The sequence below is a fragment of the Seleniivibrio woodruffii genome (assembly GCF_004339245.1).
Lineage (GTDB): Bacteria > Chrysiogenota > Deferribacteres > Deferribacterales > Geovibrionaceae > Seleniivibrio > Seleniivibrio woodruffii.
The window spans coordinates 815519-832148 of record NZ_SMGG01000003.1 but is presented as its reverse complement, the minus strand read 5'-3'; the positions used below and the strand labels follow the sequence as shown (position 1 = coordinate 832148).

The window sequence follows — 16630 nt, the reverse complement described above, 5'->3', positions numbered from 1 at the left end:
CGTGCTCAGCCACGGAGAAGTTTGACAAAAACAGATATAAACTGAAAAAACTGATAAAATAAGAAGGAGAAGGAACAATGTCAAAAAGAAAGATCATGATTTTCGACACAACACTCAGAGACGGCGAGCAGGCACCCGGATTTTCCATGAACACCGAAGAGAAAATCCAGCTGGCACTCCAGATTGAAAAAATGGGCGTTGACGTTATGGAAGCAGGCTTCCCCATCTCATCCCCCGGCGACTTTGAGGCTGTGAGCCGTGTTGCCGCCGTAATCAAAAACTGCGGCGTGGCAGGTCTCTGCCGTGCCAACAAAAAAGATATAGAAGTGGGCTGGGAAGCTCTGAAAGGTGCTGTTCGTCCCCGCATCCACACTTTCATAGCCACCAGCGACATACACCTTCAGTACAAACTGAAAAAGACCAGAGAGGAGACACTCCAGATAGCCATTGACGCTGTAAAATTCGCCAGAAACCTCTGCGATGACGTTGAGTTCAGCGCAGAAGACGCAACCAGAAGCGACGTTGACTACCTGTGCCGTGTTGTTGAAGCTGTAATCGCCGCAGGCGCAAAAACAGTGAACATCCCCGACACAGTGGGCTACACAGTGCCGATGGAATATGAAAAGATAATCAGTGCGATCATGAACAGAGTGCCCAACGTTGACAAGGCAAGAATAAGCGTTCACTGCCACAACGACCTCGGCCTCGCCTCCGCAAACTCTCTGGCCGCCGTCAAAGCAGGCGCAAGTCAGGTGGAGTGCACAATAAACGGAATCGGCGAAAGAGCGGGCAACACATCTCTGGAAGAGGTAATAATGGCCATGACAGTCAGAAAAGACCTGTTCGATGAGATAGAGTTCGGCGTTAACACCAAAGAGATCTACCGCTCAAGCAAAATGCTGACAGCCATAACAGGCGTAAACGTTCAGCCCAACAAGGCCATCGTCGGCAAGAACGCATTCGCACACGAAGCCGGGATCCATCAGGACGGCGTGCTGAAAAACAGAATAACCTATGAGATCATGACTCCCGAAAGCGTCGGCTACCCCGCAAACAGCCTTGTGCTGGGCAAACACTCCGGCCGCCACGCATTTGTTCAGAGACTTAAAGCTCTGGGCTTCGAGATTTCCGACGAAGCTATGCAGGCCGCATTTGATGCTTTCAAAATTTTGGCCGATAAGAAGAAGGAAGTGTTCGACGAGGACATTGAGAATATTGTTCTGAACCAGACAGCGCAGACCACAAAGCACTTTGATCTGGACAGAATAAACATGTTCAGCGGCAACACTGCGATACCCACTGCCACTGTAAGGCTTAAAAACGCAGATAACGAGTTCATCACCGATGCTTCAATCGGCGACGGCCCCGTGGATGCGGCTCTTAAAGCCATTGAGAGGATAGCGGGTATTCAGGGCAGACTGAAAAGCTACGACATCAAAGCCCTTACCGAGGGCAAGGATGCTCAGGGCGAAGTGACCCTCTCCGCAGAGTTTGAAAAATGCGGCTACGTCGTTAAGGGCAGAGGAGCCGACACCGACGTTGTGGTTGCCAGCGCAAAGGCTTATCTTGACGCTCTGAATAAGTACATTACGAGAAGAGAGTCGAAACTTGCTCCGAAGGTGGAAGGCGGAATTTAATCGCCTGTTTATACCGCTAAAGATTAGATGGTGCTTGTATAACCGGATAATAGGTATATAATAATTCCACATCGGTGAAAGTATTTTTATATACGGTGGTACAATGAAACTAAAGGTCAGGATTCTGCTTTATGTAGCAGTAACGGTTTTGATTGGCATGGGAGTGCTGTTTACCGTCAACTTCTTTACGCTGAAGAAAAACATGTTCAGCGCGGAAGTTGCGAAGGCAAGAAGCTTTGTTCTTGCGGCAGAAGGTGTCCGGGAGTTTATGGGTCTGGCGTCGGCAGCGGACGTTTACAAAACAGACGAGCTGGTTCACGACATCAACAGGCTTCTGCTCACAGTGCCCATCGTTGGCGCTATGAAAACCATGGAGCTGAAATCGGAAGAAGCGGGACTTAAGTTCAAGGTTCCCAAGATTTCACCCAGAAACCCGATCAACGAACCGGATGAAACAGACCTCATGGCTCTCAAGGAGCTTGACAAGCTGGATCAGGGCGCACAGGCCAAAACCAGCCCCGAGTTTGTGTATCACGATAAAGAGAATGAACAGTTAAGATATTATAAAGCCATCAGGCTTTCGGAAGTTTGTGAGAAATGCCACGGAGATCCTGCCACTTCGCAGGCTCTCTGGGGCAACTCCGAAGGCAAAGATCCCACAGGGGTCAAAATGGAGAACTGGAGAGCGGGAGAACTGCACGGTGCTTTCGAGGTATATCTGCCCACAGCACCAGTCTACGCCGCAATCTATAAAAACCTGATGGTATCGTTCCTCGTGTTCCTGCCCGTCACCATAGTGATTCTGATAATCCTGTATCTCATTAACAGCAGATACATATTCAACAGAGTCCAGGAGGTCGGAGATGCGCTGAGCAAAATTGCCGCAGGCGATTTCACCGTGCGCATGCAGGTGACCCATGACGATGAGATTGGTGACCTCGTAAAAGCCACCAACAAAATGACCGCAGACGTCAACGATGCCCTTATGGTTGTGACCGACTCCATATCGTCCATAGCCTCCACAGCGGCGGAACTCTCCAGCAATGCTGAGACAATAGCCCACGGAGCAATGGAACAGTCCGGACAGGTGGCGGCAACGGCTTCCGCTGTTGAAGAGGTCAACTCAACAGTTATTGAGGTTGCGCAGAACGCCTCCAACGTTTCGAAGAGTGCCGAGGACGCAAGCAACTCAGTTGCACAGGGACACAGACTGGTTGAGGAGACCAGAAACATGATGGAGCAGATAGCTACGTCGGTTTCAGATTCCGCAGTCACCGTGCGCAAACTGGGCGAAAGCAGCGAACAGATCGGTCAGATAATTCAGGTTATCGACGACATCGCCGACCAGACGAACCTGCTGGCTCTCAACGCCGCAATAGAAGCCGCAAGAGCCGGAGAACACGGCAGAGGTTTCGCAGTCGTTGCAGACGAGGTTCGCAAACTGGCCGAAAAGACCGTCAAGGCAACTCAGGAGATCGCCGACATGATCCAGTCCATTCAGGCCGATACAGGCGGCGCAGTGGCCGGAATGCACGAAGGCGTTATGCAGGTTGAAAACGGAAAGACCAAGGCCGAAGAAGCCAAAGAGGCGCTGGACGTGATAAAAATGAACGTTCAGAACGTTTCCAACGAGGTGGGCATGATAGCCCGTGCAACAGAGGAACAGGCTTCCGCCACAGAAATGATGGCGCAGAGCATTGAGAACATTTCACATGTCACCAGCGAAAACTCTGTAGCATCGCAGGAGACGGCGAAGGCTGTCGAACAGCTCAGCCATCTGGCCAACGACCTTCAGGGGCTCATCCACAGATTCAAAACAGGCAAATAGCCATAACGGGCGGAGAGAAATCTCCGCCTTTTTTCTGACATAGTACAGACTGTCTCTGCAAGGGCTGATGCCCGAAGCAGTCTTCCATGTAATGCTTATTTCGGATACATCTGTGCGTGGAAGGTCGCCGCGCCTCCGGCTCGCGAAGACGGATTACAGGTCTCAGTGGCGAAAAATCTCCGCCTTTTTTATTTTTACGCTCAATTTTAAAATTTACTTATCCCCTTTTTTTTGGTTATAATTCGTTTCCCAAAAATTAATATAATAATTGTATATAAAGACTCGGAGGTTTCAATGGCCGGACATAGCAAATGGGCAAACATTAAGCACCGCAAAGCGGCGCAGGACGCAAAGAAGGGAAAGGCTTTCACAAAGGTGGCAAAAGAGATAGCCGTCGCCGCTAAAGAGGGCGGAGCCGACCCCGTGATGAACTCACGTCTGCGTCTGGCTCTAGATAAGGCGAAAGAGTGCAACCTGCCCAAAGACAACATCGAAAGAGCTATCAAAAAAGGAAGCGGCGAAGGCAACGAAAACGCTTACGAAGAAATAACATACGAAGGCTACGGCCCCGGCGGCGTGGCTATCCTTATAAAAGCCCTGACAGACAACAGAAACAGAACTGTTGCGGAAGTTCGCAGCACAATGAACAAAAAGGGCGGAAACATGGGCGAAGCAGGATGCGTCGCATGGATATTTGAAACCAAAGGCATCATAGAAATTTCAAAAGAGAAGGCAGACGAGGAGACACTTTTCGAACTCGCCCTTGAGCTTGGCGCAGAGGACGTTAAGGACGAAGGCGACGTTTTTCAGGTTGTAACCGAAGTCAGCAGCTATTTCTCAGTTAAAACTGCTCTGGAAGAAAAGAAATACGACATAAATTATTCCGAGGTCACCATGAAACCCAAGAACACCATCTCTCTGGGTGTTGAAGACCTTAAAAAACTGTTCACCATCACTGATGCACTGGAGGACCTTGACGACGTTCAGGAGGTTTTCTCCAACTTTGACGCAGACGAAGCCACAATGGCGGCGATGGACGAATAATGCCTGCAATTGTAATGGGGGTTGACCCCGGGCTTAACTGCACGGGAATAGGTATTGTGCAGGTATGGCCCGGCAAGGTCGAATACGTTGCCCACAAAGTCGTTCGCACCGACTCAAAAGAGACCCTGCCCCAGAGGCTGGCTGTCATTTGTCAGGGAGTGCGTGAGGCTGTGGACGAGTTCAAACCCTCATATTCGGCTGTCGAGGATGTTTTCTATTCGGTGAACGTTAAAAGTGCCATGCTTCTGGGACAAACCAGGGGTGCGATAATAGCCACCCTGCTCTCCAGCGGCCTTGAGGTGCGGGAGTTCACCGCTTTGCAGATAAAAAAGGCGGTTGTGGGCTACGGAAAGGCCGACAAGGCGCAGGTAAAGCATATGGTTGAGATACTTCTGGGGCGCAAAATAGGCAACGTGCCCATGGATGCAACGGATGCACTGGCCTGCGGGATCTGTCTTGGACTCAATCTTACGGGGAGGTTCGTATCATGATATACAGCGTAAAAGGTATTCTGGCTGAAAAGCTCCCCGCAACGGCGGTGATCGACACAGGTTCTGTGGCATATGAAATATCAATTTCAGCCGCAACCTACCGCACACTGCCGAGCATAGGCGAAAAGGCCGGACTCTTCACACACTTCGTAATGCGTGAGGATGCGGTGGCTCTTTACGGGTTCGCCACCATTGAGGAGAAAAAACTCTTCCTTCTGCTGAACACCATTTCAAAGATAGGTCCGAAGATAGCACTGGCAATCCTTTCGGCAATGGAAGCTAAAAAGTTCATGAACGCTGTTGTTCAGAACGACATAACGCTGATAGCCACAATCCCCGGCATAGGCCGCAAGTCCGCTGAACGTATAATCGTTGAGCTGAAAGACAAATTCGGTCAGCTTGCAGTTCAGTCCGAAGGCTCGCAGGCCGCAGGGGGAACGGAAGACCTCGTCAGTGCGCTTTCAAACCTCGGCTATTCCGCAAACGACTGCCGCAAGGCCGTTACCAAGATTTATAAACCCGGAACACCTTTCGAGGAACTGTTCAGGCTGGCACTCAAGGAACTTTCACAGTAGTTTTTTATAGGTCATTCTATTCGGCTATTAGCCCGTCATTCTGAGGCTTCAACCGAAGAATCTCTCTTCTGCTGAGACTCTTCACTCCGTTCACTAGCCGAAGGCTGTATGAGTCCATATTAATTAATTGTCGAATAGAGTGACGGAGATTTTGCGTCATTGCGAGGAATGTAATAACGAAGCAATCTTCCAAATACAGATGCGATTAAGCGGCGGTCTGCCCGAATATGGAAGACTGCCACGGGCTAAAGCCCTCACAGAGAAGGATATTTTACATCATCACTCAAAACTTCCCCAGCAGAACCTCATCGTGCCTGTGTTTCGGCACATAGTGGTTGCCGTCCGCATCTCTGTAGTATGAAAGATCGCCCGTATTATCAACCAGCACTACATTCTCAACAGGATATCCCAGAGCAATCACCCACAAAAGGCTGTAACGTTCATCCGTGACACCCAGAATCCGGTTAATTTCATTCTTTATGATACTGCCGAACATACAGCTGCCCACCCCTTTGCTCATGGCTGTCAGGCAGATGTTCTGCATGGCAATTCCCGAATCCACCTGTGCGAAGGACGATGGCTTGGCCTCGCTGTCGCCGTACACTGCAATATAGGCCACCGGGCGTTCCGACTCGACTGGACCGTCCCAGTCTTTCAGCTTGCCCGCCCAGCGCAGGTGCGGAAATATCTTATCAACATACTCAGGGCTGTTCACGGTGACATATCTGAGGGGCTGTGCATTGGCCGCACTCTGCGCCAGTCTGGCCGCATCCACAAGTTCCGCCAGAAAAGCGTCATCCAGCTTTCTGGAATGGTCAAACCTTCTGTATGAACGGGTCTTTTTTATAAGTTCAAGCATTCTGTCCCTCTTATGAAATTGTTAAATTTTATTCTAATCCTGCTGAATCTCAAAATAAATAGAAAAAACCTGTTGACTTTTACTCTTATTGATATTAAGAATCAATATCATTATTCAGCACATAGGAGGCTAAATTTATGAAAGTATGCATAATAGGCGGCCTGCAGAGAAGAGAAAACGAATATCTTTCAGCATGCAAACAGATGGGATATAAAGCGAAAGTGTTCAACGAAATGAACAGCTCTTTCGAAAACAGCATAAAATGCACAAACTGCGTGGTTTTCCTGACAACACTGTCCAGCCACAACATGATAAATAAAGCAAAAAATATCTGCCGCAGACACGACATCCCGTTCATCTGCACAGACAAAACAAGCCCCGAATCCGTAAGCGGAATGATCAGAGAAGCTATGGAGTGCAAAGAGAACTGCAAAGGCTGCCTGCTTCACGCTGAAGGCAGAAAGGCCAACTGATGGGACAGGCTGACAACAGACTCTTTTCCCATCTGCTTTATGAATATAAGAAGGGTATCCGCCGTCTGGTTCTCTACACAGCGAGAGAATCGGATGCGGAGGCCTGCCGCGGGAAACTTAGACGCGGAAATATAACATGGCACGAAACGCCTGCTAAAGAGGGTCGTATAAACTTTTTCTTCGGCGACTGCCCCTGCATCAGCATTGTAAAAAGCTTCGGTGACAAGCCGCTGAACGGTTTTGACGAAAAAGAGGATTTCATTCTCGGCGTTCTGCTCGGTTATGACATAACCAAACAGTGCGAAAGATATCTCGGAAATATAGAAAAACAGTTCTGTGCAGCCTGCTGCGGATAATTGACTACCCCGTAACGTCACCAATGATGATGGTGGCAGGATGGTCATAGTCCCCTGTGGCCAGAACGTCACCAAGCGAAGCAAGTGTGGTCACGCAGAGTCTCTCCTCCGGTGATTCCAGCTTACTGCCTATAAGCACCTGAGTGTTTCCGCTCATCCCGTGCTTAATCAGCTCCGAGGCGATATATCCGCCGTTCCTGACACCCATGTAAACTACGATGGTCAGTCCCAGTTCCGCCAGAGCCTTAAAGCTGTACGGACAGTCGCCGTTCTTTGAGTGTCCTGTGATGAACACACAGCCGGAAACGGTTCTTCTGTCGGTGAGCGCCTGAGACATCTTCGCCGCAAGGGTTGATGCCGATGTCACACCCGGAATTATCTTTGATGAAGCCCCGCACTTTTCCGCAGTTTCAGTCTCCTCAAGGGAACGGGCAAACAGTGTGCTGTCGCCGCCTTTGAGCCTGACCACCCGTCTGTGCCTTTTAAGATGCTCCTCAATGGCGGAGTTTATCTCCTCCTGACGGATGCAGTTTTTCGCATAGGGATTCTTGCCCACGCTGACAGCCTCGGCCGTATCGGGGATCATATCTATCACATCCGGATGCACCAGTCTGTCGTAAAGCACACTGTCAGCACTTTTCAGAGCTTCGACACCTTCCAGTGTGATGGATTTTGCGCCCAGCCCGGCTCCGATTATTATCAGTTCACTCTTCATCTTTATCTCTTAAAAAACGTGCCGGAGTGTGAGGTCACTCCGACACAGTTAGTTGTTATTTAAGCTCTATATCCGCTTCTTTGGCCGCTTTCAGCAGGTTGTCAACGATTATCCCGCGAACTTCGGAATTGTCGCCAAGCCCTTCCAGAACCGGATTGACCTTTATTCCTGCCTTGGTGAGAACAACTTTCCATGAATCATCCTCATCACCCGCCATATCGTTGTTGGCGTGGTCGCCCGCAACTATCATCAACGGCTTAAGCAGAACTTTTTTAACTTTATCCCTTTTCAGTTTCTCAACCACTTCGTCAAGCTCCGGATGCCCCTCCACAACCCCTATGTAGCTTTTTACGCTGGGGTAGGTCTGGTTGAGCAGTCTTTCAAGCTCGTAATAGACCCCTGTGGAAAGGTGTTCGTTCCCATGCCCCATGTAAACAAGGGCGGAAGACGAGGCCGCTGCCGCATCTATATCCTTTTTCAGAGCCTTTGCCAGCGATTCCAGATTCCCCCTGTAGTCGTAGCTGCCCATAATGGGATCGCCCACCGCAAGGTGATTGAAGGGTTTCCATCTGTCCTTCATGGTCTTTATTCCGCCGAGACCTTCAACATAGGCCACCAGATCGGCATATTCCTCTCCGGCGGTCAGATATGTCGGCTGAACCACAATATTGCGGTAGCCTTCGTTCTGAAGATCGGCCATTGTTCCCAGAACGTTTTTGACATCATAAAGATAGTCGGGCACTTTGCCTTTGTGCGACGCCTTATATCCGGCATCGTCCTGTCTTTTGTGCCATACCTTTCTGATGATGTTCGATGTGAACGCCATGCGGACGGGCACATTTTCGCCCACCGCCGCCTTAACGTCCTTTTCGATCTTAAGCAGTGAATCCAGTGAGGATTCATAAGTGGTGCCGAATGCGGCTATGACCACTGCCGTTTTGTCCTTTTCCATCTCCACCTCCGATGCAAAAACACCTGTAGCGGCGAAGAGGAGCATAAGTACGGACGTAAACAAAGTACGCATACACGCCTCCCGTTAAAAATATTATGCTTTTCAGGGTGTTCTTGAACGTGGAACGGGGTTCCTCTATCCTCGTAAAGTTCATGGGCAGATAAGGTATTCTGGCTTGCCTTCGTCCTAGTTCCCCTGCCTTCCCGATCATCCTGATCAGTGACAATTTTCGGGGTTTCGTCCGGCTTACAGCTGCGGGACAGCACCGGATTTGAACCGGTTTCCCTTATTCCGCCTGCACCCTTGTCAGGCTTTGATGGGATTTTGAACGATAAATCGGAATCTGTCAAGAAAGTTTAGGGCAATGAAAAACCCCTCCGAAGGGGTGGTACGGAGGGGTTTTAAAAAAATGGAAACAAGATAGGAGTTGAATTCAGGGATAATAGACCAAATAGGTCAATGCCGGAATACCTGCAATTACTCCGGTTATTATCTTGTCGTAACCTTAACACAGACATCTTAAATTTATCTTAAAAGAACGGTTGCGCCGGTGAACTTCTTTTGTTATTAATTATTCATGGAATCACAAATTCAGTCCGGTCATTATTTCCACCCCAGAGAAGCCAAAATTTCCGCACTCGTTCCGAGGGTTCAGTCTAAGAACATTTTCATACTGACAGGCCCGCCCGGATGCGGAAAAACATGGTTTGCAGGTGAGTTCGGCCGTGTCTGCTTCGACAGGGTTATAACATACCGAATCACCGCCGCAGACAAAAATCCTGCGGACTTCTGCCGCAATTTCTACGGCGAACTGAAACGCTCCTCACCGAAGTTCACATCCGAATCCGCTGAAAAAGCACTTTCAGGGGGAATCGATCCTCTGGAAACGGAAACCCTGCTGAACGACATGCTGAGGGAATATAAAAAGGCCATCAGATACCGCAAGCTGATAATTCTGGATGATATACATATTCTGCCCTCAATAGGCGTGACCGCTCTGGGCATAACATCGATGCTGTCCGCCGCAGGCGGCCTGCTCTCCTTTGCGCTGTGCAGCACCAGAAACAGTGGCTTCCAGCCCGTTAAAGGAAAACTCCTGAAAAGCTCCCACGTTATTGATGAGGACTATCTGAAACTATCCGGAGAGGAATTCCGTGCACTTTCGGCACAGATGCTTGAAGACAGGGATGTTTTTATGGGTCTTGAGAGACTCCGCACCGCCGCAGAAGGACACATCGGCTGTATTGTCGCCGTGCTGAACGCAATGAGAACTTCGGACAGCAGGAGCACCTACTCTGACACATTTGCCGCAGGCGCATGCGACGCCCTCTTCTCGTCAGCCATAAACCATCACATAAACAAAGATTTCCACAACGTTCTTGCTCTCTCCCTGATACCCTCCTTCAGCCCTCAGCTGACGGCTAAAACCGACCCCACAGGGAGAACGGACAAGGTAATTCAGCAGATGCTTTCGGAGAATCTTTTCCTTTATAAAAGCAGGGAAAACCAGTTCAGGTTCCACGGACTTTTTCGTGAATGGCTGAAAGCCGAGGCCTCGGCAAGACTTTCCGAAGCCGAACGGAAAAAGTTTTATGAAACGGCGGCGGACCTGGAGGCTGAAAAGAAGAACCTCTCCGCAGTTGCGGAATACCTTATTCAGGCGGAAAACTATGACCGTCTGGAGGACTACATTCAGAAGAATTTTCAGGATGTAATACTGGCCGAATCAAAATCCGGCATTTCTGACATACTCGCCGGCGTTCCTGCGGACGTATACAGAAACAAGGCATGGCTCCCTCTGGCCTTCGGGCACGTCCTGCTGTCGGTCAGCCCCGACAAAACAAGGGACATTTTTCTTCAGACGCTGGATACCTTTACGGCATACGGCAGCAGGGTCGGCAGTATAATCTCCGCATGCGGCCTGCTGAGCTTCTACTGCGGAATCGACGGCAACCTGAAAGAGGCCGAGCGTTATTTCGGCTCGGTGCGCACCATGATGAGCGATGCATGCGACGAGCTGAGCGAACCCGTTAAAATGACCGTCTGCGCAACATACGCACAGGGATGCGTATATTTTGCAGACGGTAACACCGCAATAGAATACCTGAACCGTGCACTGAGCATCGCCGAAAAATATCACATCGAACCTTACAGAACTTTCATATACACCCTGTACGTCTCCGCATACCTGACCCTTTGCGACAGGAAAATGGCCGAAAAATACTGCAACATGATAATTCTGAAACTGGGAAGCGACAGGGACGGAGCTTTTTTCAAGCTGTGGCTGGTGAGCGCAATGCTCTATTTCTTCGCTCTGACAGGCCAGTTCGCCGCCCTGCACACCATCATGAGCATAATCCGGAAGAAATTCCGCCTCCATCTGGAAAACAGCCCCCGCCTGCTGGCGTTTGCCGACGTATGCGAACTGGAATATGCTTTGGGGTGCGGAAAAATGGACTACGCAAAGCGCATTCTGAAAAAATACAGCGAAAGCATTCTGGATAACCTTCCCGAGCATGCCTCGTCCGTTATTCTGAGCATGAAAGCCATCACTCTGGCCTACGAATGTGACGACTCTGCGGCCGCCGCCGCCGAAATGTCCATAAAGATACGTCAGACTTCGGAAATAAACAGCTTCTTCCCCGCCTTCTCCGAGCTGGCTGCCGGAGGAGCCTACACACTGCTGGGCAACTATAAAAAGGCCATGCAGCATCTCATAAAGGCCGCAAATCAGGAGCGACATCCCATAAACGACAACGCCGCCGCAGGTGCGCACGCATACCTCTCCTATCTCCACAACAACATAGGGGACAGGGTCAAAGCCAGGGAACACGCAGTTTTCGCCGTGCGGCTGATGAAAAAGACCGGATATCTGCACCTCAGCTCGGTTCTGCCGGAGGTGATGCACAACGTTTTTTCCTACACGGTCTCCGAACCTCTTCTGACAGGGTTTGTCACCGAAACGGCGTTCAGCAGACTGGACATAGCGTTCGACAAACACCTGCGCCCCATACCCGTTATGCACGTCAAAACGCTGGATAACATATCCATTTCCGTAGGCTCGTTCTCTCTGGACTGCACCGACATAAGCGGCCATTTCCGCATAATGCTGGCGGTCATCCTTTCAAGTCCGGGGTTCACCATAGATCAGGAGCAGATTCAGGCCTATCTGTGGCCGGAGAGCAGCAGGGAAAACGCACGCAGAAGTTTTGACAACCTGCTGTCCAGATTCAGAAAAATGATATCCGACACCTTCGGCGGACTTGATGCAAAAAACTACATAACCCTCCAGAACGGAATGCTGAGACTGTCGAACATAAGCTGCGATGCAGAGCGGTTCTGCACAGTAATGAAATCCGCATCCGACTGCTACGGCAGGGGAGAATACGTCCTCTGCGCATCATACATATCCGAAGCGGAGCTTCTCTTTACAGGCAGATTCTTCCCCGGGCTTAACTCGGTGTCCGTTGTGGAGCACAAAAGGCGTGAGGTCGACGTGGCGTTCATCTCAATGCTCCGAATAATGACGGGGCTGGGGTCTTTCATGCCCGATGCGTTCAATCCGGAGATATTTTTCGCCCGCTGTCTGGACATGTACATGCATGAGAACGACATGGTGATACTTGCTTACAGATATTACGCCAGAAAGGGAAAAACACAGAAATGCAGAGAGCTGATAAACACATACAGCAGCTATCTGGCAAAAGAGGGCTACAGCGGCCAGGAGGCCGCCGAGCTTATTTATCTCATAAAATCAGCAGATTCTTTTTAAATAGGAATGGTGTCGGTATCGAACACCTGCTTCAGAAATGCCGTCACGGCGGCTTTGCCGTATTCGGTCATCTGCACCTCAAAGGTAGTGTTGCCTGTTGAGCGCTCTTTGCGGATGCGTCTTTCGATGGCCTCCCGCACTGTCTCCTGAACGTCTTCTGCGGAACGTTTCGACATGTTGTTCAGAATCTCGTGCCCCATGCGCAGATCGCCCATATACCAGATCACAAATGCGATGTCCTCTTTCTTCATCCGGCGCAGAACCTCCTGCACCTTCGGCTTGTGGGAAACAAGGGTATCGGCCATCACTTTTTTCAGCGCATCCCTGCCCATCTTGGGGTTGTCCTGAAGCTGCGCCCCGATGAGAGCGTGCATCAGTCTCATTTCAGATTTTGAAAGCCTGACGGTCACCCTTGAATCTATACACATAACAAAACTGTCGGAAGTTCCCTCCCGCTCAATGGTGATATTGTTGCTCTCTTCCAGATTAACCTGCATAACATTGACCTCTGTCTCAGATATTGCATTATATCTCAATCCCTGCAAAAATACAGACCTTAAATAGTACGTAAAACAAATTATTTTTAAATTAGTTTAAATACACTCTTGCATGTGGGGCTTCGTTGCGATAATCTTATAATGCTTGGAAATACGGCAGCGCATCACTGCTGCTTAACATATGAGGCAAGGATGAAAGAGTACAGAATTTTACAGGGCGGTATGGGCGCAGGAGTTTCCGATTGGCGTCTTGCTCGCGCTGTCGGGGAAAGCGGAGAGATCGGAGTTGTGTCCGGAACCGCTATGGACGTTATTTTGGCACGCAGACTTCAGAACGGCGACAAGGACGGACAGATGCGCAAAGCACTGGCTGCCTTCCCCGCCAGAGAGATCGCTGAAAGGATCATTAAAACATACTTCATCGAAGGCGGAAAAGCGGAAAACGCTCCCTACAAACAGATTGAAATGTATACCATGACACCTTCCAAAGAGCTTCAGGAGCTTACTGTTGCGGCTAACTTCTGCGAGGTTTTCCTTGCGAAGGAGGGTCACAGCAACCCCATCGGCATAAACCTGATGGAAAAGGTCATTCTCCCCAACCTCGCATCAATCTACGGAGCGATGCTGGCCGGAGTGGACTACATCGTCATGGGAGCAGGAATCCCCAGAGAAATACCCGCAGTTCTGGACAGCTATGCGACAGGTGAGGATGCGTCACTGCGTCTTTCCGTTGCCGGAGCCGAAAAGGACGAAGAATATAAGATAACATTCAGCCCCAGAGAGATCATGGGCGAATATCTGACCGAACTTAAAAGACCGAAATTCTACGCCATCGTTTCGTCAAACATTCTGGCCACAACAATGGTCAAAAAGACGAAACCCGCCGTTGACGGACTGGTTATCGAACATAGCTCCGCAGGCGGTCACAACGCTCCCCCCAGAGGCGGAATGGAGCTGGACGCAAAAGGCGAACCCATATACACAGATAAGGACGAGGTTGAACTGGACAAGGTAAAATCCCTCGGCGTTCCTTTCTGGCTGGGCGGTTCATGGGGCGAACCCGGCAAACTGAAAGCGGCCATAGCCGCAGGTGCGCAGGGTATTCAGGTGGGCACGATATTCGCATTCTGCAAGGAATCCGGATTTGTGGACAGCATAAAAAAAGCCATCATCGAACGCATTCCCGAGGTATTCACAGACCCCAAGGCATCCCCCACAGGATTCCCCTTCAAGGTTGTCAGCCTTCATGACACCCTTTCAGAGCTTGAAACATATCTGAAAAGACCCAGAATCTGCAACCTCGGCTACCTGCGTTCGCTCTATAAAAAAGCTGACGGAACCATAGGCTACCGCTGTGCGGCAGAGCCGGAGGACGCATATGTCAGCAAAGGCGGCCTGAGAGAGGAGACTGAGGGCAGAAAATGCCTCTGCAACGCTCTGGTGGCAAACATAGGCCTCCCCACTGTATACAAGAACGGCTATATCGAGCAGTATCTTGTTACGGCAGGCGAGACCCTCAAAAAAGTGCGTGAGTTCATCAAAGACGGCAAGGAGAGCATCTCTGCTGCCGAAATTATCGAGATACTTCTGCACGACACTGCGCCCGGCAAGGCGTAATCAATCCAAACATTAAGGGCGGTCAGTTCGACCGCCCTTTTTTTATCTTCAGAATATCAGCGAAGAGGCAGTGGAAAGGATGAAATCCGTTATCCCTGTGGGTTTGTCCTGCGGAGAGACCGTCTTGTGGACGTTGGTCACCGCCTTGACGTTCGCATCCCGTCCGTAAATATACGACTGCTCCTTCACAATGACCCGATAAGCCTTGTTCAGCATAAGCGCCCTTGATGAAGAGGGAAACAGCAGAACCGAGATATCCGACCGCATGGCGTTGACCGCATCCGTTTTCAGACTGCCGTCGGCATTGAAAAACTTCGCTTTAAGCTCTTCGTTCTCCCTGAACTCATCCCCTGCCAGATTCTGTTTCAGATACATCTCATATTCATACTGAACACCCTTGCCGTCATAGGCAGCCTGATGCTCCGGAGTGCCTTTTATGCTCTTCTGAGTCCAGTGATACCATCCCTTCTTCGATGCATCCTCATATTTTCTGCCGTAGGTGAAGAGGCTGTCCGACGTTGCGCCCAGCCTTGTGTGGCAGCCCATGCAGAACACAGTCTCCTCGTATGTCTGAGGCCGCAGGTCGCCCGCCGCATCCTCTATGAAGCCCTGATATATCCATCCGGTTGTGTTGCTGAGACCGGACTCGATATCGCCGTAATATACAGAGAGCCTTGTGGGGAAGTCATATTCCTCTTTCAGCTCGGCATATGCGGCGTTCTCCAGATCGCTGTAGGTATACCAGCCCATCTTTTTTGCGTATCTCAGTTCCTTCATTCTGGCGGACATGGATATCTCTCCGCCGTTCACATCTATGTATCTGACCGAGTGCAGAAACTCTGTCCCTTCGGGAAAAAGTCCTCCCGCCAGATGCACCCTGCCTGCCGCCAGCTCCGCCTTCGCCCTGCCTACGTAGCTCATGTACTTCCCTGCGGAGGGCAGCCAGTCATATTTTATAATTGCCGCCGTGCCGAGACTTCCGTTCTTGTCAAGATCCACCCCGTAGAGGGTTTCGTTTACGGCATCGATGGCTATATCTTTCTTTTTTATGAGTGATTCAACAATTGCCAGATTTATTTTATAGACCGCCGCACTGAAATTTCCGTTCTCATCCTGACGGAAGATCTCAGCCAGTCTTATGAGAACGTCGTCAGTGGAGCCGTTCGTCGGCCAGAAGGTTCCCAGAAAGGGCGCATAGCCATAGGCTCTCCAGCCGGTGTAGCCGTTTGAGGACGTGCGGTCGAACCCTTCGCTGTCAAAGCTGAAGTTACAGTCCGGAGTATACCCGTCCCATTTTTTATCCCCGTCAAAGTCCCATTCCGCAGGGACGCTTTTCAGTTTTTCCGCAAGAATTATTCTGCCGTCTGTGCTTTTGTAGTTATCCTGCCTGATATAGGCCAGAATATCGCTGTCGCTCTGTGCGGCAACGGCCGCTGTCCGGTCTTTGAACAGGTTTGTCCAGCGGTTGGTGTTGGCATATTCCGCAAAGGTGTATGCCTCCTGCAGGTCGTCGTCGTTGTTGTAGTTAGGCTCCGCCGAGTTTTTGTGGCAGCTGTAGCAGGGGTTGAACTTCTGCCCCGCCTCCCCTTCGGTGATGGTGTAGCACTGGGAGGGAATATAGGCCGCCCTGTTCTGCATCGCCTTTGTAAGCAGAGGGTACTTGCTTGCCGTTTCATTTTCGGCAGAGGAGGAACCGCCCCCGCCGCAGGCCACCGCAAAAGCCATGACCGCCGCACCTATCATCACCATAACACCGGGTCTTTTCATCGTCATATTCTCCTTATGTTAAAATAAAAAACTCCCCGCCGGATAAC

The 16630-nt window shown here is 50.3% G+C and carries 14 protein-coding genes and 1 riboswitch; of the genes, 9 read left to right on the top strand and 5 right to left on the bottom strand.

Going from position 1 to position 16630, the window contains the following annotated elements; genetic code table 11:
• The first annotated feature begins 77 nt into the window (after positions 1-77).
• From C8D98_RS03980 to ruvA, 5 genes are all read left to right on the top strand, one after another.
• The gene (locus tag C8D98_RS03980) at positions 78-1637 is read left to right on the top strand and encodes a 2-isopropylmalate synthase (RefSeq protein ID WP_132872236.1); all 1560 of its coding nucleotides are present in this window, start codon (positions 78-80) and stop codon (positions 1635-1637) included.
• A 103-nt stretch (positions 1638-1740) separates the two neighbouring features.
• Entirely contained in the window at positions 1741-3465 is a 1725-nt protein-coding gene (locus tag C8D98_RS03975; RefSeq protein WP_132872234.1) for a methyl-accepting chemotaxis protein, read from the top strand.
• A gap of 294 nt (positions 3466-3759) precedes the next feature.
• On the top strand, positions 3760-4509 hold the full coding sequence (locus C8D98_RS03970; RefSeq protein WP_132872232.1) for a YebC/PmpR family DNA-binding transcriptional regulator: 750 nt from the start codon (positions 3760-3762) through the stop codon (positions 4507-4509).
• Positions 4509-5000, top strand: coding sequence for a crossover junction endodeoxyribonuclease RuvC (gene ruvC / locus C8D98_RS03965; RefSeq protein WP_243640904.1), 492 nt, complete (start codon positions 4509-4511; stop codon positions 4998-5000). Before C8D98_RS03970 ends, ruvC begins: the two co-directional genes overlap by 1 nt.
• Positions 4997-5575 carry a Holliday junction branch migration protein RuvA gene (gene ruvA / locus C8D98_RS03960; protein WP_132872230.1) on the top strand — a complete coding sequence of 193 codons (579 nt, stop codon included), beginning with the start codon at positions 4997-4999 and terminating at the stop codon, positions 5573-5575. Before ruvC ends, ruvA begins: the two co-directional genes overlap by 4 nt.
• A 283-nt stretch (positions 5576-5858) precedes the next feature.
• Here ruvA and C8D98_RS03955 read toward each other — a convergent pair whose 3' ends face one another.
• Positions 5859-6434: a nitroreductase family protein gene (locus C8D98_RS03955; RefSeq protein ID WP_132872228.1), complete on the bottom strand. Its 576-nt coding sequence runs from the start codon at positions 6432-6434 to the stop codon at positions 5859-5861.
• A gap of 137 nt (positions 6435-6571) precedes the next feature.
• Between C8D98_RS03955 and C8D98_RS03950 the strand changes: the two genes are divergently transcribed.
• Together C8D98_RS03950 and C8D98_RS03945 are read left to right on the top strand one after the other, a co-directional pair.
• Complete coding sequence (locus C8D98_RS03950) at positions 6572-6907, top strand: DUF2325 domain-containing protein (RefSeq protein ID WP_132872226.1); 336 nt, start codon at positions 6572-6574, stop codon at positions 6905-6907.
• Positions 6907-7263, top strand: coding sequence for a DUF2023 family protein (locus C8D98_RS03945; RefSeq protein ID WP_132872225.1), 357 nt, complete (start codon positions 6907-6909; stop codon positions 7261-7263). Before C8D98_RS03950 ends, C8D98_RS03945 begins: the two co-directional genes overlap by 1 nt.
• Before the next feature lie 4 nt (positions 7264-7267).
• Here C8D98_RS03945 and cobA read toward each other — a convergent pair whose 3' ends face one another.
• Positions 7268-7978, bottom strand: coding sequence for a uroporphyrinogen-III C-methyltransferase (gene cobA, locus C8D98_RS03940; RefSeq protein WP_132872223.1), 711 nt, complete (start codon positions 7976-7978; stop codon positions 7268-7270).
• A 55-nt stretch (positions 7979-8033) separates the two neighbouring features.
• Entirely contained in the window at positions 8034-9002 is a 969-nt protein-coding gene (locus C8D98_RS03935; protein WP_132872221.1) for a sirohydrochlorin cobaltochelatase, read from the bottom strand.
• A 71-nt stretch (positions 9003-9073) separates the two neighbouring features.
• Positions 9074-9255, bottom strand: a riboswitch (cobalamin riboswitch).
• Positions 9256-9507: 252 nt separating this feature from the next.
• Between C8D98_RS03935 and C8D98_RS03930 the strand changes: the two genes are divergently transcribed.
• The gene (locus C8D98_RS03930; protein ID WP_132872219.1) at positions 9508-12702 is read left to right on the top strand and encodes an AAA family ATPase; all 3195 of its coding nucleotides are present in this window, start codon (positions 9508-9510) and stop codon (positions 12700-12702) included.
• Here the strand turns inward: C8D98_RS03930 and C8D98_RS03925 are convergent.
• Entirely contained in the window at positions 12699-13199 is a 501-nt protein-coding gene (locus C8D98_RS03925) for a hypothetical protein (protein ID WP_132872217.1), read from the bottom strand. The two genes, C8D98_RS03930 and C8D98_RS03925, sit on opposite strands and share 4 nt — an antisense overlap.
• A 192-nt stretch (positions 13200-13391) precedes the next feature.
• Here C8D98_RS03925 and C8D98_RS03920 point away from each other — a divergent pair, with 192 nt between their 5' ends.
• Positions 13392-14816: a nitronate monooxygenase gene (locus C8D98_RS03920; RefSeq protein WP_132872215.1), complete on the top strand. Its 1425-nt coding sequence runs from the start codon at positions 13392-13394 to the stop codon at positions 14814-14816.
• Positions 14817-14864: 48 nt separating this feature from the next.
• Here the strand turns inward: C8D98_RS03920 and C8D98_RS03915 are convergent, their stop codons facing one another.
• Positions 14865-16583 carry a hypothetical protein gene (locus tag C8D98_RS03915; protein WP_207891236.1) on the bottom strand — a complete coding sequence of 573 codons (1719 nt, stop codon included), beginning with the start codon at positions 16581-16583 and terminating at the stop codon, positions 14865-14867.
• Positions 16584-16630: the final 47 nt, after the last annotated feature.